General features: G+C 68.7%; 25 protein-coding genes and 1 other RNA gene. 13 read left to right on the forward strand and 13 right to left on the reverse strand.

Translation table 11 applies throughout. The features are described 5' to 3' along the window. Positions 1 to 57: 57 nt before the first annotated feature. The 6 genes from N8I71_RS16860 to N8I71_RS16885 form a co-directional block, all read right to left on the reverse strand. Positions 58 to 1476 carry a cryptochrome/photolyase family protein gene (locus N8I71_RS16860; protein ID WP_262879185.1) on the reverse strand — a complete coding sequence of 473 codons (1419 nt, stop codon included), beginning with the start codon at positions 1474 to 1476 and terminating at the stop codon, positions 58 to 60. Positions 1477 to 1618: 142 nt separating this feature from the next. Next, complete coding sequence (gene acuI / locus N8I71_RS16865) at positions 1619 to 2611, reverse strand: acryloyl-CoA reductase (RefSeq protein ID WP_262879186.1); 993 nt, start codon at positions 2609 to 2611, stop codon at positions 1619 to 1621. A gap of 34 nt (positions 2612 to 2645) precedes the next feature. Then, positions 2646 to 3770, reverse strand: coding sequence for a dimethylsulfoniopropionate demethylase (locus N8I71_RS16870; RefSeq protein WP_262879187.1), 1125 nt, complete (start codon positions 3768 to 3770; stop codon positions 2646 to 2648). Continuing rightward, positions 3761 to 4276, reverse strand: a complete 516-nt coding sequence (locus N8I71_RS16875; protein ID WP_262879188.1) for a DinB family protein — start codon at positions 4274 to 4276, stop codon at positions 3761 to 3763. The genes N8I71_RS16870 and N8I71_RS16875 overlap by 10 nt, the downstream gene beginning before the upstream one ends. A 4-nt stretch (positions 4277 to 4280) precedes the next feature. Then, the gene (locus N8I71_RS16880; protein WP_262879189.1) at positions 4281 to 4991 is read right to left on the reverse strand and encodes a DUF1326 domain-containing protein; all 711 of its coding nucleotides are present in this window, start codon (positions 4989 to 4991) and stop codon (positions 4281 to 4283) included. Positions 4992 to 5003: 12 nt separating this feature from the next. Beyond that, positions 5004 to 5765 (reverse strand): DUF2182 domain-containing protein, encoded by a 762-nt coding sequence (locus N8I71_RS16885; protein ID WP_262879190.1) that lies wholly within the window; start codon positions 5763 to 5765, stop codon positions 5004 to 5006. Between the two features lie 70 nt (positions 5766 to 5835). Here N8I71_RS16885 and N8I71_RS16890 point away from each other — a divergent pair, with 70 nt between their 5' ends. The 10 genes from N8I71_RS16890 (at position 5836) to N8I71_RS16935 (ending at position 12308) form a co-directional block, all read left to right on the forward strand. Beyond that, positions 5836 to 6576, forward strand: coding sequence for a FadR/GntR family transcriptional regulator (locus N8I71_RS16890; protein WP_262879191.1), 741 nt, complete (start codon positions 5836 to 5838; stop codon positions 6574 to 6576). 103 nt (positions 6577 to 6679) lie between these two features. Beyond that, a complete protein-coding gene (locus tag N8I71_RS16895; RefSeq protein WP_262879192.1) occupies positions 6680 to 7717 on the forward strand; it encodes a type 2 periplasmic-binding domain-containing protein in 1038 nt (345 codons plus the stop codon). A 305-nt stretch (positions 7718 to 8022) separates the two neighbouring features. Then, positions 8023 to 8328, forward strand: coding sequence for an ATP-dependent Clp protease adaptor ClpS (locus N8I71_RS16900; RefSeq protein WP_262879193.1), 306 nt, complete (start codon positions 8023 to 8025; stop codon positions 8326 to 8328). A 3-nt stretch (positions 8329 to 8331) separates the two neighbouring features. Further along, positions 8332 to 8683, forward strand: a transfer-messenger RNA (tmRNA) gene (gene ssrA, locus N8I71_RS16905). Between the two features lie 137 nt (positions 8684 to 8820). Beyond that, positions 8821 to 9189, forward strand: a complete 369-nt coding sequence (locus tag N8I71_RS16910) for a DUF4345 family protein (protein WP_262879194.1) — start codon at positions 8821 to 8823, stop codon at positions 9187 to 9189. 119 nt (positions 9190 to 9308) lie between these two features. Continuing rightward, complete coding sequence (locus tag N8I71_RS16915) at positions 9309 to 9800, forward strand: SspB family protein (RefSeq protein WP_262879195.1); 492 nt, start codon at positions 9309 to 9311, stop codon at positions 9798 to 9800. A gap of 63 nt (positions 9801 to 9863) precedes the next feature. Next, a complete protein-coding gene (locus tag N8I71_RS16920; protein ID WP_262879196.1) occupies positions 9864 to 10445 on the forward strand; it encodes a class I SAM-dependent methyltransferase in 582 nt (193 codons plus the stop codon). 74 nt (positions 10446 to 10519) lie between these two features. Continuing rightward, on the forward strand, positions 10520 to 11911 hold the full coding sequence (gene fumC / locus N8I71_RS16925) for a class II fumarate hydratase (RefSeq protein WP_262879197.1): 1392 nt from the start codon (positions 10520 to 10522) through the stop codon (positions 11909 to 11911). Continuing rightward, positions 11908 to 12090 carry a DUF4169 family protein gene (locus N8I71_RS16930; RefSeq protein WP_262879198.1) on the forward strand — a complete coding sequence of 61 codons (183 nt, stop codon included), beginning with the start codon at positions 11908 to 11910 and terminating at the stop codon, positions 12088 to 12090. Before fumC ends, N8I71_RS16930 begins: the two co-directional genes overlap by 4 nt. Beyond that, entirely contained in the window at positions 12087 to 12308 is a 222-nt protein-coding gene (locus tag N8I71_RS16935) for a ribbon-helix-helix domain-containing protein (protein WP_262879199.1), read from the forward strand. The genes N8I71_RS16930 and N8I71_RS16935 overlap by 4 nt, the downstream gene beginning before the upstream one ends. Positions 12309 to 12517: 209 nt before the next feature. On the opposite strand, the gene N8I71_RS16940 is transcribed toward N8I71_RS16935, so the two are convergent. The 3 genes from N8I71_RS16940 to N8I71_RS16950 are packed head-to-tail and all read right to left on the reverse strand — an operon-like array spanning position 12518 to position 15904. Next, positions 12518 to 13807, reverse strand: a complete 1290-nt coding sequence (locus tag N8I71_RS16940) for a cytochrome P450 (protein WP_262879245.1) — start codon at positions 13805 to 13807, stop codon at positions 12518 to 12520. Positions 13808 to 13866: 59 nt separating this feature from the next. Continuing rightward, complete coding sequence (locus tag N8I71_RS16945) at positions 13867 to 15105, reverse strand: hypothetical protein (RefSeq protein WP_262879200.1); 1239 nt, start codon at positions 15103 to 15105, stop codon at positions 13867 to 13869. A 43-nt stretch (positions 15106 to 15148) separates the two neighbouring features. Beyond that, entirely contained in the window at positions 15149 to 15904 is a 756-nt protein-coding gene (locus tag N8I71_RS16950; protein ID WP_262879201.1) for a cytochrome c biogenesis CcdA family protein, read from the reverse strand. 94 nt (positions 15905 to 15998) lie between these two features. Here N8I71_RS16950 and N8I71_RS16955 point away from each other — a divergent pair, with 94 nt between their 5' ends. Further along, the gene (locus N8I71_RS16955) at positions 15999 to 16226 is read left to right on the forward strand and encodes a sulfurtransferase TusA family protein (protein ID WP_262879202.1); all 228 of its coding nucleotides are present in this window, start codon (positions 15999 to 16001) and stop codon (positions 16224 to 16226) included. A 7-nt stretch (positions 16227 to 16233) separates the two neighbouring features. On the opposite strand, the gene N8I71_RS16960 is transcribed toward N8I71_RS16955, so the two are convergent. Beyond that, positions 16234 to 16995, reverse strand: a complete 762-nt coding sequence (locus N8I71_RS16960; protein ID WP_262879203.1) for an RNA methyltransferase — start codon at positions 16993 to 16995, stop codon at positions 16234 to 16236. A gap of 117 nt (positions 16996 to 17112) precedes the next feature. Here N8I71_RS16960 and N8I71_RS16965 point away from each other — a divergent pair, with 117 nt between their 5' ends. Next, positions 17113 to 17733 carry a thiamine phosphate synthase gene (locus N8I71_RS16965; RefSeq protein WP_262879204.1) on the forward strand — a complete coding sequence of 207 codons (621 nt, stop codon included), beginning with the start codon at positions 17113 to 17115 and terminating at the stop codon, positions 17731 to 17733. Here the strand turns inward: N8I71_RS16965 and N8I71_RS16970 are convergent. The 3 genes from N8I71_RS16970 to N8I71_RS16980 all read right to left on the reverse strand — a co-directional run bounded on the left by N8I71_RS16970 (position 17714) and on the right by N8I71_RS16980 (position 19688). Further along, positions 17714 to 18541 carry a lysophospholipid acyltransferase family protein gene (locus N8I71_RS16970; RefSeq protein ID WP_262879205.1) on the reverse strand — a complete coding sequence of 276 codons (828 nt, stop codon included), beginning with the start codon at positions 18539 to 18541 and terminating at the stop codon, positions 17714 to 17716. The genes N8I71_RS16965 and N8I71_RS16970 overlap by 20 nt on opposite strands. After that, positions 18538 to 19329, reverse strand: coding sequence for a GNAT family N-acetyltransferase (locus tag N8I71_RS16975; RefSeq protein ID WP_262879206.1), 792 nt, complete (start codon positions 19327 to 19329; stop codon positions 18538 to 18540). The genes N8I71_RS16970 and N8I71_RS16975 overlap by 4 nt, the downstream gene beginning before the upstream one ends. Before the next feature lie 173 nt (positions 19330 to 19502). Continuing rightward, positions 19503 to 19688 carry a DUF3553 domain-containing protein gene (locus tag N8I71_RS16980; protein ID WP_262879207.1) on the reverse strand — a complete coding sequence of 62 codons (186 nt, stop codon included), beginning with the start codon at positions 19686 to 19688 and terminating at the stop codon, positions 19503 to 19505. Between the two features lie 27 nt (positions 19689 to 19715). On the opposite strand from N8I71_RS16980, the gene N8I71_RS16985 reads away from it, so the two are divergent. Further along, positions 19716 to 20339, forward strand: coding sequence for a histidine phosphotransferase family protein (locus N8I71_RS16985; protein WP_262879208.1), 624 nt, complete (start codon positions 19716 to 19718; stop codon positions 20337 to 20339). Positions 20340 to 20342 lie beyond the last annotated feature (3 nt).

Below are 20342 nucleotides of genomic sequence, written 5' to 3' on the forward strand. Positions count from 1 at the left end.
TCCGGCATCTTGGCCCGATGCCGCCGCGTTAGACAAGCCCCGGTCTGGCCGGGACATTCAGAAGCTTCGGTTGGAATAGGCGTCGAGCGCCCGCTGCCGTCCCAGCGCCGTGTCGACCACCGGCCGCGCCGGGTAACGGTCGGCCGCCGACATGCCCCAGCTTTCGGGAATGGCATCGAAGTAGCTCCGCGCCGCCTGCGGCGGATCGGAGGACAGTTCGGCCACCCAGCGGCGCCGGTAGCGGCCGTGGGGATCGAACTTCTCGGCCTGCGTCTCGGGGTTGAACACCCGGAAATAGGGCGCCGCGTCCGGTCCCGATCCGGCCGACCATTGCCAGCCCATCGCGTTCGAGGCCGGATCCCAGTCGACGAGGCAATCCTCGAACCAGTCGAGCCCGATTTTCCAGTGGGTCAGAAGGTGCTTGCAGAGATAGGAGGCGACGAGCATCCGCGCGCGGTTGTGCATCCGCCCCGTCACGTACATCTCGCGCATCGCGGCGTCGACGACCTGCATGCCCGTGCGGCCCCGCCTCCAGGCGCGCACGTCCTCGCGCCCGGCATCCTCGTTCCACGGAAAGGCATCCCAGTCCTCGCGCCAGTTCGTCTCCACGATATGGGGCGTGTGATGGACGAGGTGATGGGCGAAGTCGCGCCAGACGAGCTCCTTGAGGAAGGTCTCGGCCCCGGGCTTGCCCTGCTCCATCGCGCGCATCCCCGCCCACCAGCAGGTCCGCGCCGAGATCTCTCCATGAGTGAGGTTTTCCGACAGGTGCGACGTCCCGTCCCGCGCGAGGTCGTCGCGACGATCGGCATAGTCCGCGATGCCCTCGGCGATGAATGCGCCGAGCCGCCCGCGCGCGGCCTCCTCGCCGACGGCGAGATAGGGGCGCACGATCTCCGCGCCGCGCCGCATCGCGTCGCCGAGGCCCATGCCGGCGATATCCTCCGACGCGGGCCAGACCTCGGGCGCGGCAAGCTTCGGCACCGCCAGGGGTTCGCCCGGATCGCGGCCCCGCACCGCCTTCCAGAACGGCGTGTAGACACGGTAGAACCCGCCCACACCGGTCGCGACCGTCCATGGCTCGAAAAGGACATGCGCGCCGTGGCTGCGCGCCTCGACGCCCTCGGCCTTCAGCGCGGCCTTCACCGCCTCGTCCCGCCGGCGCGCGGCGGGATCGTAGAGCCGGTTCCAGTGCACCTCGCGCGCGCCGGTCTCGGCGATCAGGGCGCGCAGAACGTCGAGCGCCCGTCCCCGCCGCACGATGAGCCTCGATCCCGCCCCGGCCAGGGCCGCGCCGAACGCCTCCGCGCCGAGGCCGAGCCGCCATTTCGGCGCCGCGCCGTGGCCTTCCATGACCTCGTCGACGACAAAGACCGGGATCACCGGGCACCCCGAGGCCGCCGCCGCGCAGAGCGCGGGGTTGTCGCCCAGCCGGAAGTCCCGCCGCGCCCAGTAAAGGATCGGTGTTCTGGTCATTCTCGCGTCGCCCACCCGTCTGTCCCGCGCGAGTTAAGGCCGCGGCCCCCTCCGTCAAGGAACACGCGCAGCTTCATCCTGGCAGAAAACTCCGGGGGAGCGCCGCAAGGCGCGGGGGCAGCGCCCCCTTGCGCCGCCGGCCTCAGGCCGAAACGTCCACCACGACGCGGCCCCGGACGCCCCCCTTCAGGATCGCGCGACCGAGATCGGGCAGATCGGCGAGGCCCGCCGGCTGCACCATCGCCTCGAGCTTGTCCATCGGCACGTCGCGGGCCACGCGCTCCCAGGCCCTGACCCGGTTCCCGTAGGGCTGCATCACGCTGTCGATCCCCAGAAGGTTCACGCCGCGCAACAGGAACGGCACCACCGTCGCGGGCAGTTGCGCGCCGCCCGCCAGACCCACCGCCGCGACCGACGCACCGTATTTCATCTGCCCGAGCACGCGCGCCAGCATCGCGCCGCCCACGGCATCGACGCACCCAGCCCAGGTCTCGGCCTCCAGCGGCCGCTTCACCGTCTCGGCCAGCTCCTCGCGGGGCACGATCCGCTTGGCGCCGAGGTCCGTGAGGTAATCGGCCTGCTCGGGCCGCCCGGTGACGGCGGCGACCTCGTAACCGAGATGCGCCAGCGCGGCAGTGGCGACCGAGCCCACCCCGCCCGCAGCTCCAGTCACGAGAACCTCACCATTTCCGGGCGTTAGACCATGATCTTCAAGCGCCATGATCGCGAGCATCGCGGTCAGGCCCGCGGTCCCCACCGCCATGGCAGAGCGCGTCGTCAGCCCCTCGGGCAGCGGGACCAGCCAGTCGGCCCTGACCCGCGCCTTCTCGGCATAACCGCCCCAATGCACCTCGCCCACGCGCCAGCCTGTCAGCACCACCTTGTCGCCGGGCTTGTAACGGGCGTCGTCGCTGGCCTCCACGGTGCCGGCGAAGTCGATGCCCGGGACATGGGGATACTTCCGCACGAGCCCGCCGCCCGAGCCCAGGCAAAGGCCGTCCTTGTAGTTCAGCGTCGAATATTCGACCGCCACGGTCACGTCGCCCTCGGGCAGCGCGTCGTCCTCGAGCGTCCGGACCATGGCCGATTTCTGGCCCTGTTCTTCCTCTTCCACCACCAAGGCACGAAATGTCATGTCGGTCTCCCTCGTCTTTCCGGTTGCGTGAATTTCACGCGGCAATCGTCTGTTTTTCTTCCCAGAAACTTCCCTGAACCATTGCGGGAAAGCTTCCGTCCTGGGTTTGAACCGTCAGTTCGGTGCCCGCGTCCCAGTGGGTCATGCGAACCATGCCTATTGCAACCCCACACCCGTAATCTGGCGATATCGCCGCCGAGGTGACGCTGCCCACGCGCTTGTCTCCGGCCAGAAGCGGCCAACCCCGGTCGCATCGCGGCAGCTTCTTGGCGTCGATCCCGATCGGCCGGATCTGCTTGACCGGGCCTTCCTTGGCCACCCGCAGGAGCGCGTCGCGCCCGATGCAGCCGATGGCCGTCGCCGTGTTGCAGAACCGCCCCAGCCCGCATTCATGCGGCGTGTTCTCGCGCGTCATGTCGTTGCCGTAGCTCAGCAGGCCCGCTTCCACCCGCTCGATCCCGTTGGGGCAGCCCGCGCGCACGTCGAGGTCGCGGCCCGCCTCCATCAGCGCATCCCAGAGCGGCATTCCGATGTCCTCGCCCTCGACATAGATCTCGAAGCCGCCCTGCTTGGAATAGCCGGACCGCGCGATGACAAGGTCGCGGCCCTTGAAGTCGAAATGCCCGAAGCGGAAGAAGCGCACCTGCCGCACGCCATCGCCGAAGACCCGCGCCATCAGGTCGTCCGACAGCGGCCCCTGCACGGCCAGCGGCGAGACGTCGGGCTCGTCGATCAGCACGTCGAGGCGGTAGCCGTTGGCGATGGCCTTGATCCACAGCAGAAGGTCGCTGTCGGCGATGGAGATCCACCAGCGGTCCTCGGCCAGCTTCACGGCGACGGGGTCGTTCAGCATGCCGCCCGTCTCGTCGACCATCGGCACGTAGTAGCACTGGCCGGGCAACATGCCCCGCAGGTCGCGCGGCGTCAGCATCTGCACGAGGCGGCCCGCGTCGGGCCCCCGCACCTCCACCTGCCGCTCGCAGGCCACGTCCCAGATCTGCACGGCGGACTTGAGGTGGCGGTAATCCTCCTCGACCGAACGGAAGACCGTGGGCAGGAGCATGTGGTTGTAGACCGTGTAGGCCGAGACGCCCGCACGCTCGACACCGTCGGAGAAGGGTGTGCGCCGGAGACGGCGCGAGGGGGAGATCAGCGCCATTCCGGCACCTCCTCGGGCATGAAGGGAAGGTCCGTGTCGTCGGGACGCGCGCCCGCCGCCGTGAGCATCGCGTGGACCTGCCCGCGATGATGGGTCTGATGATTGAAGAGGTGCATGACGCAGAGCGCGAAGGGCTTGGCCATGTCGCGCCCGAGCACGGAGGAATGCCACCGCAGGTCGCCCGACAACTCCTCGTCCGTCACCATCCAGGCCCAGCCGGCGACGCGCGCGTCGAGCTTCGGGCGTTCGGCCCAGAGCGTCGGCCAGTCGAAGCGGTCGGCCGAACCCGATATGGCGCCGCCCGGCCCCTCGCCGCCGTCGAAGCGCGCCATCCACATCAGGTCGCCCCACATGAGGTGGCTGAGCGTCGCCCGGATCGAGCCGAAGAAGGCGCCGCGGTCTTCTTCCCGCGCCGCCTCGGACAGGCCCGCCGCAGCATGGTAGAGCGACTGGTTCTGCCAGGCGTTGTAGCGTGCCATGGTCTGGCAATAGGCGGGCGTGATCATGTGCCTATTTCCCGGCCGAACCCGACCAGTCGATGGCGCAGATCTCGCCCGACTTGCCCGAGAGGTCCCAGACCCGCCCGAAATCGCGCACCTTGGACTTCAGCCCGCGCGCGGCGATAACGTCGGGACCCATCCAGTATTTCGTGTTGCTGATCACCACCGGATGATCCGGCGAGGCGCCATCGATCATCTCGATCTCGCCCTGGATCTTGCGGCCGACATAGAGACCGCGCTTGCGCCCCTCGCGGACGATCTCGACCTTCTCGCGCTCGGCCCCGATGATCTCGGAGACAAGGAGGGTGAAAAGGCCGGTGGTGCCGCCCGCGGCCCCCGACAGGATCTGCAGCAGGCCATTGTACGCCTTGCCGCTCGCGCGCTCGTCGATATAGGCCGCCACCTTCCAGTCGCCCTCGGCCATCTTGCCGGGGATCTCGACCATGAGACCCACGTTCAGGCCCGCAAGGCTCTCGCCCTCGTAGTGGCCTTCGTCGATGGCGATGGCCATCCAGGCCTTGCAGGTGCCGTCGGTCGGCGGGTGTTTCCCGAGGCTGACGACGCAGGGGCAGAACACGGTGCAGGAGCAGTTGAGGAACAGCTCCCCCTTGATCGCCCAGTCGGTCGGGCGCATCTGCCGGCGCTTGGGGTTTTCCACCCGGCTGTCGATGCGTTGGCTGACCGGCAGTCGGTCGGCGTCGGCTCTGCGTTTCACGGCCATGTCTTTCCTCCGTCAGATGAGGGCGGCAACGAGCGTCACGAGCCCGCCCGCGATCAGTAGTCCACCCAGCGGCCGGGTGATCACCGCGCCGATCCAGGTGAGTTTCTCGAGCGCCATCACGAGGGTGGCGAGCCCCATGAAGGCGAGGTTCATCACGCCACCCGCGAAGGCGAGCAGCATCAGCGCCCAGCAGCAGCCGAGGCAGACCGCGCCGAGGCGGAGGCCGTTCCGGAACGGCCCCTCCGCCCAGTGTTCCATGAAGAAGGCCAGCGGCGCGCGGCACTGGCTGAGGCAGGCCTCCTTGAAGGCGCTGAACTGGTAAAGCCCGGCCAGGACCAGAAGCCCGCCCGACAGCGCCGCCGAGCGGCTGTCGCCGAAGACGGTCAGCAGGCCTGCCTGCGTCAGCGCCATCTGCGCGCCCGCCGCAAGGACGGAGAACCCCGCCCAGATCAGGAGGTATCCGCCCAGCAGCGCGCCGAATCGCGTCTGGGTCCGCGCGCCAAGCTCGTCATAGGTGGCAAAGGCGGGAAGTGCGGTCGGCGCCATCATCGCGGCGCTCATCAGGAGCCACATGGCGACAAGGCCCGCGAAGCCCGCCGCATCCGGCGACACGATGCACAGGCTGCGCAGGAATTCCGCCCCGTAGATGGCCCCCGCCTCACGCAGATCCTGCGGCAGAGCCATGACGTAGAGCGCGGCCCATGCAACGAAGATACCGCCGTAAAGCGCCAGCCAGTGCGGGCGCGTCATGCCGCGAATGCGTGCCGCAACCATGCTCCGCGATCCTCCCCGAACGCGAAAATCCCTTGCGCAGATAATTGTCAGACTTTTAAATGTCTGACAAATGAAAATCGATCCCGATCACCCGTCCGGCCTGTCCGCTCAGATCGCCGATGCGATCCGCGACGCCATCGTGTCCGGTCGCCTGATCGTGGACGAGCGCCTGCCGTCCGAGGCCGAGCTGGCCGAGCAGTTCGACGTCTCTCGTCCCACCGTGCGCGAGGCGCTGAAGCGGCTGGCGGCGCAGTCGCTGATCCGGACGCAGAGGGGCGCGACGGGCGGGGCCTTCGTCAACCGACTGAGCTACCAGGACGCCTATCCGCAGGCGATCACCACCGCGACGCTCTTGCTGTCGATGAACGACGTCGCCTTCGAGACCGCCTGCGAGGCGCGGTTCGCCCTGGAGCGCGCCTGCGCGCCTCTCGCGGTCGAACGGCGCACGCCCGACCAGCTGGCCACGATGCGGGCCGAGATCTTCCGGCAGGGCCAGCCTGGGCTGACAGACGAGGCGTTCTGCGCCTCGGACGTCGCGTTCCACCGGGCGCTGGTCGATGCGGCCGGCAATCCCGTGCTGTCCTACGCGCTTGCGGGGGCGGTCGAGGCGATGCAGCCGCTGATGAACATGATCACCTTCACCGCCCGGTCTCGGGAACGGATCGGTGCGCTGCACACTGCGCTGGCGGACGCGGTGGAGGCCGGGGATGCCCCCGGGGCGCTGGCCGAGCTCGACGCGATCGAGACCTATACGAAAGAGCTCGCCCGTGCCGTTCTCGATGCGCGCGCGCAGGCCCGGCAGGAGCGATAAATCCTCGCGGCACCGCAGCGGCGCCCCTTGCAGGAAAAGGGTGCAAACCCTAGTTTCCCGCGCAATCGGACTACAAGGATACCAACAGGGAACCCCCAGCATCATGATCCATCGTTTCTCTCTCGGCACCGCGATCTCGCTCACTCTGGCCGTCCCCGCCTTCGCTCAGGACCTTCTCGTCTTCGACTACTCGGGCTTCGAAAACCCCGACTATCACCAGCCCTTCATCGACACCCATGGCAGCGGCCCGGAATTCGTCTTCTTCGGCGACGAGGACGAGGCGTTTCAGCGGCTGCTCGCGGGCTTCCGCTCGGACGTGACGCATATCTGCGCGGGCTCCGTGCCGCGCTGGCAGGAATCGGGCATCATCGAGCCCTGGGACCGGACCCGCATCGCGGCCTACGAGACGCTGAACGCCGACCTCGTGGGCCAGGACGTGCTGGCCGGATCGGCGGAGCTGTTCTTCCTGCCCACCGACTACGGCTCGACCGCGGTCGCCTACAACTCCGACGAGGTCCCGGCCGAAGACGTGGCCAGCCTCGAGATCTTCAACAACCCCGCCTATGCCGGGCGCCTGTCGATCCCCGACAACGTCGATGACGCCTATGCGCTGGCCTACCTCGCCACGGGCGTGACCGACTGGTCCGACGTCACCGACGCGCAGTTCGAGGCGGCGACCGAATGGCTGCGCGGCATTCACCCGAACCTCCTGAACTACTGGGTCGACCCCGCCGAGATCCAGCAGCTGATGGCCTCGGGCCAGGTGCTGGCAGCCTGGGTCTGGAACGAGGTTCCGGTGGCGCTGGCCGACGAGGGCTTCCCCGTGGGCTTCCAGCGCAATACGGCCGAAGGTTCGAGCGTCTGGCTCTGCGGCTACGTGAACATGGCCGAGGGCGAAGGCTCCGAGGACCAGGCCTATGACTACGTCAACGCGATGCATGCGGAGGTCTCCGCCCGGCCGCTCCTCGACAACGGCTTCGGCACGGCGAACGACGCCGCCCTGCAGTCGCTTGGCGCGGAGGCACTGGAAGCCGCGGGCCTTGGCACGGTGACGGTGCCTGTCCTGGCGCAGCTGCCGATCTCGAACGAGCAGCGCGAGCGTCAGGCCGAAGCCTTCGAGCGGATCAAGGCGGGCTTCTGAGCCCTCCACCACGAACGGAACCGGGCGCCCCTTGCGGGCGCCCGTTTTCGTCCCGGCCCCCCTGCCCGCCTGATCGCTCGTCGCGCGCCGTAAGCGCGGCCTCGGCCCGGTCCGGACGCCGGAGGGCACGCCCGGTGCAGCCTCACCCGGACAATGCCCGGCGCCGAAGCCGCAGGGCGCCACCCCCGCATCCCCGGGGACATCGGGAAACCCGTCTGCTATAGTTGATGCCGATCGCGGTGCGTCGCGGATGCGCGCGTCCGCCGCGGCGGACCGGCCATTGGCTCCGGAGGCGAACGGCAGACGTGACGGGGACAACGACACATCTCGAGCCGCGGACCCGCACCCGGACGGAGCGGCCAAAGCTCTACAAGGTCATCTTGCTCAACGACGACTTCACGCCGCGCGATTTCGTGGTGAAGGTGCTGAAGGCGGTGTTCGGCATGTCGCTCGACGAAGCCTATACCGTGATGCTGACCGCCCATCAGCGGGGCGCCTGCGTGGTCGCCGTCTACACATTCGAGATCGCCGAGACGAAATGCGCACGCGCCAACGAGATGGGCGTCTCGGCCGGCTTTCCCCTCACCTTCACCAGCGAGCGCGAGGACTAGGCGCATCTTGAATCGCGCGAGCCGCGCGCGTATCTTCCAGGTGTCCCCTCGGGGACTATGGACATAAACGCGCGTGGAATAAGCGGATCGGACCCGGGGGCGGTACCCGGCGGCTCCACCATCAGACCCCTCGTTGGGGGGAGGACGGGGCCGAAACAGGATCGACGAACGTGTAAAGACGTGGCTTTGTCCCGGTGAGGTACCACCGTTATCGGTCCGTAAAGCATAATTGCCAACGACAATCGTGCTCCGGTTGCTCTGGCTGCGTAAGCAGTTCGAGGAATCGAAATCTAAGTCCTTGCGCCTAGCAGCGTAAGGCGGGGTTCGCAGGCACCTGGCAACAGAAGCCTGCACTTTCTCCCCCTCCAGTTTCCTCGTCCGGCCGCAAGCGATCACGGCAACTCACGCCTCCGTGAGTTTTTTTTCAGCTGCAAGTGATCCAAAGCGCTTCGCGTGCCGTTTAACGTTAGACGAACGGAGCGGAGAACAGGAATGCTGGGTGTACTGACCCTGGTCGATATCGTGAACATGGGTGTTGCCCTGCTGACCATCGGGCTCGGTCTTCTGGGCTGGCTCGCGCCGCGCTGGACGATGCAGCAGCTCGACATGGTCGCCGGGCCCACGCACATGGCCTATACCGAGGTATCGGCGGTGTCGGGATGCCTCTTCGTCGGCCTCGGCCTCGGCGCGATGATCCTGAACGAACCGCTCGGATGGGTGGTGATGGGCCTTGCCTATGCCGGGGCGGCGGTCGGGCGCATCACCTCGATCTTCCGCGACAATGCCGCCTCGCGGCAAAGCTGGACCTTTTTCGGCTCGGAGGCCGCCCTCGCCGCCTGGCTGATCCTCGCCAATACCTGACCGAGCCCTGGGTCGCCACCCCCCAAGCGGGCGGCCCGGGCGCGAGGCACCAGCCGACTTTCATATCGCCGCGAATCTTCTATGGTGAAGGCGTAGCCAAGCCGGAACAGCAGTCTTTCATGTCCGACAAATCAGAGACCATCGCCTATGGCCGCCTGATGCATCACGCGATGCGCGGCCTTATCCAGACGGTGCTGTCGGATGTGGCGCGCGACGGGTTGCCCGGCGATCACCATTTCTTCATCACCTTCGACACCCGCCACGAAGGGGTGGACCTCGCCCCATGGCTGCAGGACCGCTACCCCGAGGAAATGACCATCGTCATCCAGCACTGGTATGACGGCCTCGAGGTCGATGATGACGGCTTCGCCATCACGCTGAATTTCGGTGACAGTCCCGAGCGCCTGCGCATTCCCTTCGACGCGATCCTCACCTTCGTCGATCCCTCGGTGGAATTCGGCCTTCGGTTCGAAACCGCGCCGGCGCCCGAGGGGCCCGGGGACGACCCGCCGAACGGCGGACGCGACGAGGATGACGGGACCGACGAGGACCGGCCGGCCCCCCGCGACGCCGAGGTGGTCAGCCTCGAAACCTTCCGCCGCAACCACTGAACCGTCCCGGCACGGTCCCTTCCCGAAAACGCCGCGCCCGCGAGGCGCCGCCTGCCCCGAGACATGGCCATGGCCACTTCCGACCTCGCCCTCTTTCTCGGTCAGCTTGTGCGCCGCCCCCACCAGGTCGTCGCGCTGGCCCCTTCGTCGCGTTTCCTCTGCGCCGAGATGGTGGCCGAGATCGATCCGGGCGCCGGCCCCGTGATCGAACTGGGCGCCGGGACGGGGAATATCACGCAGGCGATACTGGGCCGTGGGGTGGCCCCTGAAAACCTTCACTCCATCGAGATGAACCCCGATTTCTGCGACCGGCTGCGCGCCCGCTTCCCCGGCCTGAACGTCCACAAGATGAGCGCGGGCGATGTCGGCGAGCTGCCGGTGGAGAAGGCCCAGGCCGTGGTCTCGGGCCTGCCGCTTCTGTCGATGCCGGTGGCCTTGCAGCGCGACATCCTGAGCGGAAGCTTCGCCCGCCTCGCGCCCGGCGGGACTTATGTCCAGTTCACCTATGGCCCGAAGCCTCCCGTGACGCGCGCGGTCCGAGAGGAACTGGGCCTCGACTGGCGGGTGAGCGGCAAGATCTGGTGGAACCTGCCGCCCGCCCGCGTCTACCGCTTCTACCGGGCAAGCCCCGAAACGGGCGCCTGAGGCAACTCGTGCCGTTGCGCGGGCTGCCGCCCTCGCGCTAGACGGCATGCAACCGCATACCGGAGGGACCAGAGATGACCGCCACCAGAACCGAATCCGACAGTTTCGGCCCCCTCGAGGTGCCCGCCGACAAGTACTGGGGCGCGCAGACCCAGCGCTCGATCATGAATTTCCCCATCGGCTGGGAGAAGCAGCCGGTCGCCATCGTCCGCGCCCTCGGCGTCATCAAGCGCGCCTGCGCCGAGGCCAACAAGGCCAGCGGCAAGCTGACGCCGGAGCTGGCCGACGCGATCATCGCCGCGGCGCAGGAGGTGATCGACGGCAAGCTCGATGACAACTTCCCGCTGGTGGTCTGGCAGACGGGGTCCGGCACCCAGTCGAACATGAACGCCAACGAGGTGATCGCGAACCGCGCCATCGAGATGCTGGGCGGCGAGATCGGCTCGAAGTCGCCGGTCCACCCCAACGACCATTGCAACATGGGGCAGTCCTCGAACGACACCTTCCCCACGGCCATGCACATCGCCGCCGCCGTGACGGCGCACGAAGTGCTGATCCCGGGGCTCGAAAAGCTGGCCGAGGGGCTGGAAGCAAAGGCCGAGCAGTTCCGCGACATCATCAAGATCGGGCGCACGCACACGCAGGATGCCACGCCTCTCACGCTCGGCCAGGAATTCTCGGGCTACGCCATGCAGGTCCGAAACGGGATCGCGCGGATCAAGCTCGCGCTGCCCGGCATCTACGAACTGGCGCAGGGCGGGACGGCCGTGGGCACGGGGCTGAACACCGAGATCGGCTGGGATACGACGGTGGCCGCGAACATCGCCGCCATCACCGGCCTGCCCTTCGTCACGGCGCCGAACAAGTTCGAGGCGCTCGCGGCCCATGACGCGATGGTCTTCATGTCGGGCGCGATCAAGACGGCCGCCATGGCCTGCTACAAGATCGCCAACGACATGCGCTTCCTCGGCTCGGGCCCGCGCTCGGGCCTTGGCGAGCTGATCCTGCCCGAGAACGAGCCTGGCTCCTCGATCATGCCGGGCAAGGTCAATCCGACCCAGGCCGAGGCGATGACGCAGGTCTGCGCCCATATCCTCGGCAATGACGCGGCGATCTCCTTCGCGGGGTCCCAGGGGCATTTCGAGCTGAACGTCTACAACCCGATGATGGCCTACAACCTCCTGCAATCCATGACGCTTCTGGGCAATGCCGCCGACAGCTTCACCGAGCGGATGCTGATGGGGACGGAGGCCAACGTGGAGCGGATCGGCAAGCTGATGCGCGAAAGCCTCATGCTGGTGACGGCACTGGCGCCCACCATCGGCTACGACAACGCGACGAAGGTGGCGAAGACAGCTCACAAGAACGGGACCACGCTGAAGGAGGAGGCGATCCGCCTCGGCTTCGTCGACGAGGAGACCTTCGACCGCGTCGTGCGGCCGGAGGACATGATCGGCCCGAAGTGAGCGGCAAGGTCGTCAGCCTCTCCCGCGCGCGGAAGACCCGGGCCCGTGACGAGAAGAAGCGGAAGGCGGATGCCAATGCCGCGAAGTTCGGCCGGACGAAGGCGGAACGAGAGGCGGAGGCGGCGCGCGCGCGGCTGGAGGCCGGGAGGCTCGACGACCACCGGCGGGACGAGGAATGAGCGGGCGGCCGGGCAAACGGTCGCTCACGCTGCGCGGTCACCGCACCAGCGTCTCGCTTGAGGATGCGTTCTGGGACGAGTTCCGCCGGATCGCGGAGGATCGCGGCGTCTCGGTCAACGCGCTTGCAGCCGAGATCGACGCGGGGCGCGGCCTGAAATCCGGGCTCGCCTCGGCGATCCGGGTCTTCGTGCTGGAAGAGGTCAAGGCCGGGCGGTAACGCCGCGTTGACCACGGCATGACAGGGGTGGCCGCCACGGAGGGGCGACCGCCGCATATCCCGCCCGAGGCATTCCTGGCCCACGCGGTCCGCCCGAGGCCGATGCGCGACGGCAGGATCCTCCGACGTTCGCTTCGGGATATCGATCGGTATATCGGCCTCGCCCGTGTTCGACGGCGAAACCGCCCGGGACAGGCCGACAGCTCCGCTCAACGCCGCGACACGCGCAGGCGGATCCCGTCCCTGGCCCGCACCGTCAGGTAGGCAACCGGCACCGGCGCGTCGCCCGGCACGCATTCGAACCGGAACGCGCGCAGAAGCAGAGCCAGAAGCAGCGGCCCTTCCACCATCGCGAAGCCGGCCCCCGGACAGACGCGCGCCCCGGCCGAGAAGGGAATGAAAGCCTCGCGCAGGCAGGCCTTGCCGTTCTCGGTGCCCCAGCGCCCGGGATCGAAACCGTCGGGGTCGTCCCAGAGCCGGACCTGCCGGTGCAGATGCCAGGGCGAAATGACGATCTGCGCGCCTTTGGGGATGTCGCGGTCGCGGAATCGCTCCGCCTTCGTGGTCTCGCGCACCATCATCGGCACCGGGGGATAGAGCCGGAGCGCCTCGCGGAAGACGTCCCGCGCGATGCGAAGCCGGGAGATATCGCCGAAACCCGGCTCGGGCGCCAGGGCGGCGGCTTCCTCGGCGACCCGCGCCTGCCATTCGGGGTAGCGGGCGAGAAGATAGAGCGTCCAGCTCAGCGCGCTGGCGCTCGTCTCGTGGCCCGCGAGAAAGAAGATCGCGACCTGGTCGACCATCTCCCCGGCGGTGAAACCTTCGCCGGTCTCGGGGTCCCGGGCCGTCAGGATCTTCGTGGCGAGGTCGTCGGGCGCCGTTCCGGCGGCGACCTCCGCCGCCCGCGCCTCGGTCAGCGCGGTGATGAGCTCCCGGATTTCGCGTGCGGCCCTCAGCGTCTCGGCCCGGTGCCCGCGCGGCATCCATGCCGGCAGGGGCAGGAAGGCGCGCAGGTTCAGGATCGGTTGTGTCCGCTGGTAGGCGCGAAAGGCGCGGTAGACGCGGGCGGCCACCGCGTCCTCGATCGGCAGGGAGAAGAGCGTGCGGAAGATCACGTCCGCCGCCGCGTGGCTCATCGCCTCCTCGATGTCCCGCACCCCTTCGTCCAGACGCGCGACCGCCGCCTGCCCGGCGTCGAGCATCGCGGGGAAGGTTTCGCGCAGGCGCCCGCCCTCGAAGGCCGGGTCGATGATCCGCCGTTGTCGCGCCCAGGTCGCGCCGTTGGTCAGGAAAACCGAAGCGCCCAGCAGCGGACGAAGCCCCTCGCCCACGCGGTCGGACTTCGGAAAGTCCATCGGGCGAACCTTCAGAACTTCTTCTACAAGATCAGGCTGGTTCACGAGGCAGGACCGGAAGAAGGGCGTCCGGAACTCCGCCATCCATGCGCGATAGAGCCGCTCGGGCTGGGCCGAGAGGATGTCCTGCCGGAACAGGCGCATGTAGCGCCAGAGCGACACGCGGTCGGCGCGGGATGGCGGCTTGGGCGGCAGGTCGCGGCTCACGCGGCGCGGTCCCCGTAGGCGCAGACCGGCCGCTCGATCCGGCTGGACGAGGGCTTGCGGCCTGCGAACCGCGCCGCGAGCGTGCGCGGGCCTGCCGTGACCGCGAAGTAGTCGTAATCCCCCGGGTCGCCCGGCAGGTTGTCGAAGGCGTTGAGATACTGGAAATGCCGCTCGAAGAACCGCCAGCGGAGTGCCGACCATGCCTCTGGCGACAGGGTCTTGCTGAAGGCCGCCGACAGCACGAGCGGCCAGCGTTTGTCAGGCCCCGCCATGCCCGAGACCGCCACCGGATCGCAGAGCGCGAAGGCGCAGCCGTCGCCGGGCGCGGTCACGTCGACCCAGGCCAACCGGTCGCTTTCGCCCAGACGCGCGAGGTCGTCGCGAAGACGGGTCGCGCGCGGCAGGAAGCTTACCATCGGGATAACCTGCCCGAGCGTCAGCAGCGACAGGACCGGCCCCGCCTCCGGCACACGCCCGCCGCGCAGGAGATCGGCCAGGATCGAGACGGCGAGATAGGCGCCCGAGGAATGGCCGACGACGAGGATCTCGTCCGCCCCGCCCCCGAGCGCCCCGGCGATCCGGTCGGCAAACTCGGCCATGCGCGCCTCCTGTTCCGGGGGATAGGCTCCTTCGAACTGGGCCGAAAAGGCGTAGTCGTGCATCAGGTACCAGGCCAGCAGGTGGTCGCGCCGCCGGAACCAGCGCAGGAGCGTCCCGGCGGCAAGAAGGCCGATGCCCAGACCCGCGACGATGCCCGCCCCCGGCAGGACCGCCTGCCCGACCGCCGCGACCACAGCCGCGAGGCCCAGGGCCAGCGCAAGCTGCCCAAGCAGCACCGCCACCGGGAAGAGCGCCGCGATCACCGGTCCCTTCCTCAGCCGCATCAGGCGAAACAGGGCACCCGAGCGGAGATAGACCCATGCCGTCCGCAGAAGCTGCCCGTAGGTCGCGGCGATGCTCTGTCCCATCGAGGCGCGCACGATGTCGGCCCAGTAGAGCACCTCGACCTCGGTCTCGACCGCCTCCCCTTCGATCCGGGCCGAGACATGCCAGCCGAAGCGCGCGTCGCCCTCGGCCGCCCCAAGCGCGATCTCGTGGCCCGAAAGCGCCGCCTGCCGCGCGGCCTGGCGCCGGTAGCGTTCGCGATACTTTCGGGGCGGCACGGGGTCGTAGCCCGGCACGTAGAGCACGACGCGCCGGCGGACGGGTCGCGCATCTGTCTCCGCACCGCTCATGGGGCGAGACTACAGGGGGAAGCGCGCGGCGTCAGGGCGGAAATCAGCCCAGGAGCGCGAGCGCCGGGAATGTTTCCAGAAGCCAGAAGGCGAAGGCCGAGAAGGCCCCGGTCATCAGCGCCACGCCCACACCGACAAGGAGGACGCCCATCGCGCGCTCGATCGTCTTCATGTGCCGCTTGAGCCGCGCCATCACCGCCATCGCCCGGTCGATGAAGGCCGCCGCGAGCAGGAACGGGATGCCGAGACCGATGGCGTAGACACCCAGAAGCATCGTGCCGCGCCCGACGCTGGCCTCGGTGGCGGCAAGCGACAGGATCGCGCCGAGTTGCGGGCCGATGCAGGGCGTCCAGCCGAAGGCGAAGGCAAGCCCGAGGATGTAGGCGCCCAGAGCCGAGCCGCCCCGGTCGCCCGCGTCGAGCCGCGCCTCGCGATTGAGGATCGGGATGTTGATGATTCCAAGGAAATGCAGCCCGAAGATCACGATGACCAGGCCCGCGATCCGGCCCAGAAGGATCTGGTTCTGCAAAAAGAACTGCCCGAAGATCGAGGCGGTGAAGCCCAGGAAAATGAAGACGGTGGACAGGCCCAGCACGAAGAACAGCGCGGCCAGCAGCGCCTTCCTGCGCGCGGCCTTCGGGCTTGCGTCCATCTCCTCGATGGTGATGCCGCCCATGTAGGCGAGGTAGGGCGGCACGATGGGCAGGACGCAGGGGCTGAGAAAACTCAGCGCGCCCGCCGTCAGCGCCACCAGCATCGCGGGCAGAAGCGATGCGTCGAAGAGGTCGATCCCGAACATGGGCGCAGAGGTAAACACTTTTTTCCGGCTCGTCACGCGGCCCTTGCGTCACATTCGCGTGGACGCAGGCCGGGCCGGGCGGTAGGCCACAGGCATGGAAGACGAGATCGAGATCGACGCGACGGGGCTGAAGTGTCCCCTCCCCGTCCTGCGGCTGCGCAAGCGGCTGGAAGGCGTGGCTCCGGGCCGGGTCGTGAGGCTCCTGGCGAGCGATCCGATGGCGGCGATCGACGTGCCCCATTTCTGCGCCGAGGCGGGCCATGCCTATCTCGGGGCCGAGGACGGCCCGGTGCCGGCCTACCGCGTGCGGAAGGGCGGCTGAGGCGGGTTCAGTCCCGGTCGCGCCGCTCCGCCCAGCGGACCATCTGGCGCATCATCCCGTGAAGCGATTGCACATCCGCCCGGGTAAGCGGCAGGCGGCCCCAGAGGTTGCGCAGGTTCGTCTTCATCCCCGCGGCCTTTTCCGGCGGAAAGAAGAAACCGGCCTCCTCCAGCCGGTCTTCGAAATGGTCGCCGAGAGCGTTGATCTCGGCCCCGGTCGCGAAATCGGTGCGCGCCATCTCCATCACGGCCTGGGGCATCTCGACCGTCGTGCGCCGCCATTCGTAGGCGCACAGAAGCACGCATTGCGCGAGGTTCAGGGAGGGGAAATCCGGGTTCACCGGCACCGAGACGATGGCATTCGCCCGCGCGATGTCGGGGTTTTCCAGCCCCGCGCGCTCGGGCCCGAACAGGACGGCGACCCGACCGCCCGCGGCGATCATCTCGCGCGCCTCGATCATCGCGCGCTCGGGCGTGACGACGGGTTTGGTCAGGCCCCTCTCCCGCGCCGTCGTGGCATAGACATAGGTGCAATCGTCGATCGCGGACGGCACGTCGCCGAACAGCCCCGCGTGGTCGAGAAGCCGCCCCGCCCCGCTGGCCAGCGCCACGGCGCGTTCGTTCGGCCAGCCGTCGCGCGGCTCGACCACGCGCATCCGGTCGAGGCCGAAGTTCCACATCGCGCGCGCGGCGGCGCCGATGTTCTCGCCCATCTGCGGGCGCACGAGAACGAAGGCCGGCTGGCCGGGTCTTTCGGGTATTGTGTCCATGGCGGCGGGCGATAGCGCCTGTCGGCCCGCACGGCAAGGCCCTGCCAGGGGTCAGACCCTTGCAGGGCGGCAAGCGAGCGCGTAGGCACGCGCGAAAACCTAGCAGGGGACGGGCCGATGGCCGAGACCGACACGCCGAGCATCTACCTCGTGACGCCGACCGCCTTCGAGACGGAGGCCTTCGCGCCTGTGCTGGCGCGCATCCTCGACGCCACGGACATCGCCTGCCTGCGCCTCGCGCTGGCCGATCCCGACGGCGACGCGGTGGCCCGCGCGGCCGATGCCTGCCGCGAGATCGCCCATGCCCGCGACGTGCCCCTGGTGATCGAGCGGCATGCGGGCCTGGTGGAGCGTCTCGGCCTCGACGGGGTGCACCTGACGGACGCCGCGCGCTCGGTCCGGGCGACGCGCAAGGCGCTCGGGGCGGACGCCATCGTCGGCGCGGCCTGCGGCACCTCGCGGCATGACGGGTTGACCGCGGGCGAAAGCGGCGCGGACTACGTGAGCTTCGGCCCCCTCGGCGATACCGGCCTTGGCGAGACGGCGCTGGCCGAACACGACCTCTTCGCCTGGTGGAGCGAGATGATCGAGGTTCCGGTCGTGGCCGAGGGCGGGCTCGACCTTGCCCTCGTCGAGGCTTTCGCGCCGGTCACGGATTTCTTCGCCATTGGCCCCGAGATCTGGCGCGCGGAGGATCCGCTCGCGGCCCTGCTCGCGCTTACCGCGCCGCTCCGTTGAAGCCGGCGCGCACGGCTGCCTCGGCGGCGGCGGCCAGTGCCTTGCGGTCGGGAAAATCCGCGACGCGCAGGGGGTCGTGGTAGATCACGCGCACCGATCCCTGCCGCCGGACCGACAGGATCGACAGAAGGCTCGCGCCGAACTCCATGCTGCCCCACCAGCCGTAGAAGGACGGAGGCTCGCCCTCGGGGGCGGTGTAGATCACGCTGACCGGCTGGATTTGCAATTCCTCTCGCAACAGCGGCGTGAAGAAGGCGGCGAACAGCGTCGTGCGAAACGGCAGGACGCGCAGGCCGTCGGTCGACGTGCCCTCCGGGAAGAACAGGAGCCTGTGACCCGCGTGCAGGCGTTCCTCCATCAGCTTCGCCTGCCGCGCGGCCTCGGCCCGGTCGCGGCGGATGAAGACGGTTCCCGTACCCCGCGCGAGCCAGCCGATCCCGCCCCAGCCCGCGACCTCCTCCTTCGAGACGAAGTAGAGCCGCTTGGACGCGTTCAGCACGAAGATATCGAGCCAGCTGGCGTGATTGGCAACATAGGCACCCACGCCTCGCATGGGCCGCCCCTCCACCTGGCGCGACAGTCCGAGAAACCTGCAGGCCCAGATGCAGACGAACTGCGTGATCCAGGGCGTGACGGGGCGGGCATAGCCCCAGATCGCCTTTTCCGGCGGCCGGAGGATCAACAGGAGCGGGAAACACACCGCAAGCATCAGCAGAAGCGGCGCGCCCCGCCGCACCGCCCTGAGCCAGCCCAGGAGCCCGGGCCGGGGCGGCGGCGGCGGGGGTGCGCCCTCCCATGTCAGGCTCATGGGTTGGCCGTCCCCGCCAGCGCGCGGTCGCGGCTGTAGATGGCGCGGTGTTTCTCGCTCATGCGCGCGATGTCCATGACGAGGCAGACGTCGATACAGTTGAACGGCCGGTCGATGTAGGCCCCCTCGCCCACGAAACCGCCGAGCCTGAGGTAGGCCTTGATCAGCGCGGGCGTCTCCCGGATCGCGGCCGGCCGGTCGAGATCGGCCTCGGCGATCAGGTCCATGCGCTGGAAGCCCCCGGCGCGGGCGACAGGCCGCACGTCGGCCGGAGCGAGGTGCCGGTGATGCAGCAGCGACAGAGGCCCCGCGATCGCACCGGCCTCGGTGCCGTGGAAACTCGCCACCCCGAACATGACCTCGATCCCGTGGCGGGCGATGTAGTCGGCCAGCCCGTTCCAGAGATGCACCATGGCCGTGCCGCCGCGATACTCGGGATGCAGGCACGACCGTCCCAGTTCGAGAAGCCGCCGCCCCGAAGCCTTGAGCGGCCCGAGGTCGTACTCGTCCTCGGAATAGAACTGCCCCGCGGCCCTGGCCTGCTCGGCCCGCATGAGCCGGTAGACACCGACCACGCGATCGCCCGCGTCCCGGCGCATGTCGCGCAACAGGAGATGGTCGAAATGGGGATCGAAGCGGTCGGCCTCGATCCTTGCGGCGTGGTCGACAAGCGGACCGTCACCGCCCAGTTCCTCGACGAAGACGGCATAGCGCAGTCGCTGCGCCTCGCGGATCTCGTCCTCGTCCGCTGCCAGGCGAAGCTCGAAATGGGAATCGTCGATCTGCATCCGGCCGGCCGCTGCTGCGTCCGCAGACCGGACGCGGGTGAGATTGCACGCGGGGTTATCGGGGCGCCGCGCCATATGCAAGGCGCGGGACCCGGACTTGCCCGGAAGTCCGCGCGCGCGTTAAACCTGCGTTAACCGCCTTCGTGACAAGGTGCACCCGCCAGGCGCCCGCGTCATGGCAGGAATTCCATGAGGAGCGTGATGCGCCTTCCGTCAATGACGACCTTGCCCTGGTTCTCGAAATTGACGGTGATCCGGCCACCTATATTCGACTGCACCTGCCCCAGGCCCCAGTCCGGCTGGTCCGGGTGGCGCACGAACATCCCCGGTTCGAGGATCGAGTTGACGTCTTCGGTCATGGGCCCCCTGCCTTGGCGGAACTCGCGATGGACGACCTGACGATGCCCGAGACCCAGACCCTTGCGGACCTGATCGGATCGCGCCTTTGCCACGACCTAAGTAACCCGCTGGGCGCCATCGGCAACGGGGTGGAACTTTTGCAGATGACCGGCGCGGGAGACGGGCCGGAACTGGCCCTGATCCGCGACGCGGTGGCTGACGCCCTGGCGCGGGTGCGCTTTCTCCGCCTGGCATTCGGCCATGCCGGGCCCGATCACATGACAAGCGCGCGCGAGGCCGCCGCCGCGCTCGAGGGGCTTTACAGGCAATCGCGCCTCTCGCCCCGCTGGCTGCCGCGAAACGACCTGCCCCGCCGGCAGGTGAAGCTCGCCTTCCTGATGATGCTCTGCGCGGAAACCGCGTTGCCGATGGGCGGAAGCGTGGCCCTGTCGATGGAGGCGCCGGGCCACTGGACGCTGGACGCGCAGGCCGACCGCATCGCCCTTGACGAAGCGCTGTGGTCCGTCCTGCGTTTCGGCGCCGGCGCGGCGGGGCGTCCGCTCAGGCCCGCCGAGGCACAGTTCATGGCGCTGCAGGACATGGCGGACCGCATGGGCGTCGGCGTGAATTACGTGCGGGAGGAGGGATGGCTGCGGCTCTCGACCGCCTGAGCG

It is taken from the genome of Roseicyclus sediminis (assembly GCF_025515305.1).
Lineage (GTDB): Bacteria > Pseudomonadota > Alphaproteobacteria > Rhodobacterales > Rhodobacteraceae > Roseibacterium > Roseibacterium sediminis.

Bases quoted from the DNA above. Each gene is read 5' to 3' on its own strand.
- N8I71_RS16970 (WP_262879205.1), bottom strand. From the start codon at position 18,541: ATGAGCCTGACATGGGAGGGCGCACCCCCGCCGCCGCCGCCCCGGCCC.
- N8I71_RS16985 (WP_262879208.1), top strand. From the start codon at position 19,716: ATGGACGACCTGACGATGCCCGAGACCCAGACCCTTGCGGACCTGATC.
- N8I71_RS16895 (WP_262879192.1), top strand. From the start codon at position 6,680: ATGATCCATCGTTTCTCTCTCGGCACCGCGATCTCGCTCACTCTGGCC.
- N8I71_RS16965 (WP_262879204.1), top strand. From the start codon at position 17,113: ATGGCCGAGACCGACACGCCGAGCATCTACCTCGTGACGCCGACCGCC.
- N8I71_RS16980 (WP_262879207.1), bottom strand. From the start codon at position 19,688: ATGACCGAAGACGTCAACTCGATCCTCGAACCGGGGATGTTCGTGCGC.
- N8I71_RS16890 (WP_262879191.1), top strand. From the start codon at position 5,836: ATGAAAATCGATCCCGATCACCCGTCCGGCCTGTCCGCTCAGATCGCC.
- acuI (WP_262879186.1), bottom strand. From the start codon at position 2,611: ATGACATTTCGTGCCTTGGTGGTGGAAGAGGAAGAACAGGGCCAGAAA.
- N8I71_RS16860 (WP_262879185.1), bottom strand. From the start codon at position 1,476: ATGACCAGAACACCGATCCTTTACTGGGCGCGGCGGGACTTCCGGCTG.
- N8I71_RS16940 (WP_262879245.1), bottom strand. From the start codon at position 13,807: ATGCGCCTGTTCCGGCAGGACATCCTCTCGGCCCAGCCCGAGCGGCTC.
- N8I71_RS16885 (WP_262879190.1), bottom strand. From the start codon at position 5,765: ATGGTTGCGGCACGCATTCGCGGCATGACGCGCCCGCACTGGCTGGCG.
- N8I71_RS16955 (WP_262879202.1), top strand. From the start codon at position 15,999: ATGGAAGACGAGATCGAGATCGACGCGACGGGGCTGAAGTGTCCCCTC.
- N8I71_RS16875 (WP_262879188.1), bottom strand. From the start codon at position 4,276: ATGATCACGCCCGCCTATTGCCAGACCATGGCACGCTACAACGCCTGG.
- N8I71_RS16960 (WP_262879203.1), bottom strand. From the start codon at position 16,995: ATGGACACAATACCCGAAAGACCCGGCCAGCCGGCCTTCGTTCTCGTG.
- N8I71_RS16920 (WP_262879196.1), top strand. From the start codon at position 9,864: ATGGCCATGGCCACTTCCGACCTCGCCCTCTTTCTCGGTCAGCTTGTG.
- N8I71_RS16950 (WP_262879201.1), bottom strand. From the start codon at position 15,904: ATGTTCGGGATCGACCTCTTCGACGCATCGCTTCTGCCCGCGATGCTG.
- fumC (WP_262879197.1), top strand. From the start codon at position 10,520: ATGACCGCCACCAGAACCGAATCCGACAGTTTCGGCCCCCTCGAGGTG.
- N8I71_RS16880 (WP_262879189.1), bottom strand. From the start codon at position 4,991: ATGGCCGTGAAACGCAGAGCCGACGCCGACCGACTGCCGGTCAGCCAA.
- N8I71_RS16870 (WP_262879187.1), bottom strand. From the start codon at position 3,770: ATGGCGCTGATCTCCCCCTCGCGCCGTCTCCGGCGCACACCCTTCTCC.
- N8I71_RS16945 (WP_262879200.1), bottom strand. From the start codon at position 15,105: ATGAGCGGTGCGGAGACAGATGCGCGACCCGTCCGCCGGCGCGTCGTG.
- N8I71_RS16935 (WP_262879199.1), top strand. From the start codon at position 12,087: ATGAGCGGGCGGCCGGGCAAACGGTCGCTCACGCTGCGCGGTCACCGC.
- N8I71_RS16975 (WP_262879206.1), bottom strand. From the start codon at position 19,329: ATGCAGATCGACGATTCCCATTTCGAGCTTCGCCTGGCAGCGGACGAG.
- N8I71_RS16910 (WP_262879194.1), top strand. From the start codon at position 8,821: ATGCTGGGTGTACTGACCCTGGTCGATATCGTGAACATGGGTGTTGCC.
- N8I71_RS16915 (WP_262879195.1), top strand. From the start codon at position 9,309: ATGTCCGACAAATCAGAGACCATCGCCTATGGCCGCCTGATGCATCAC.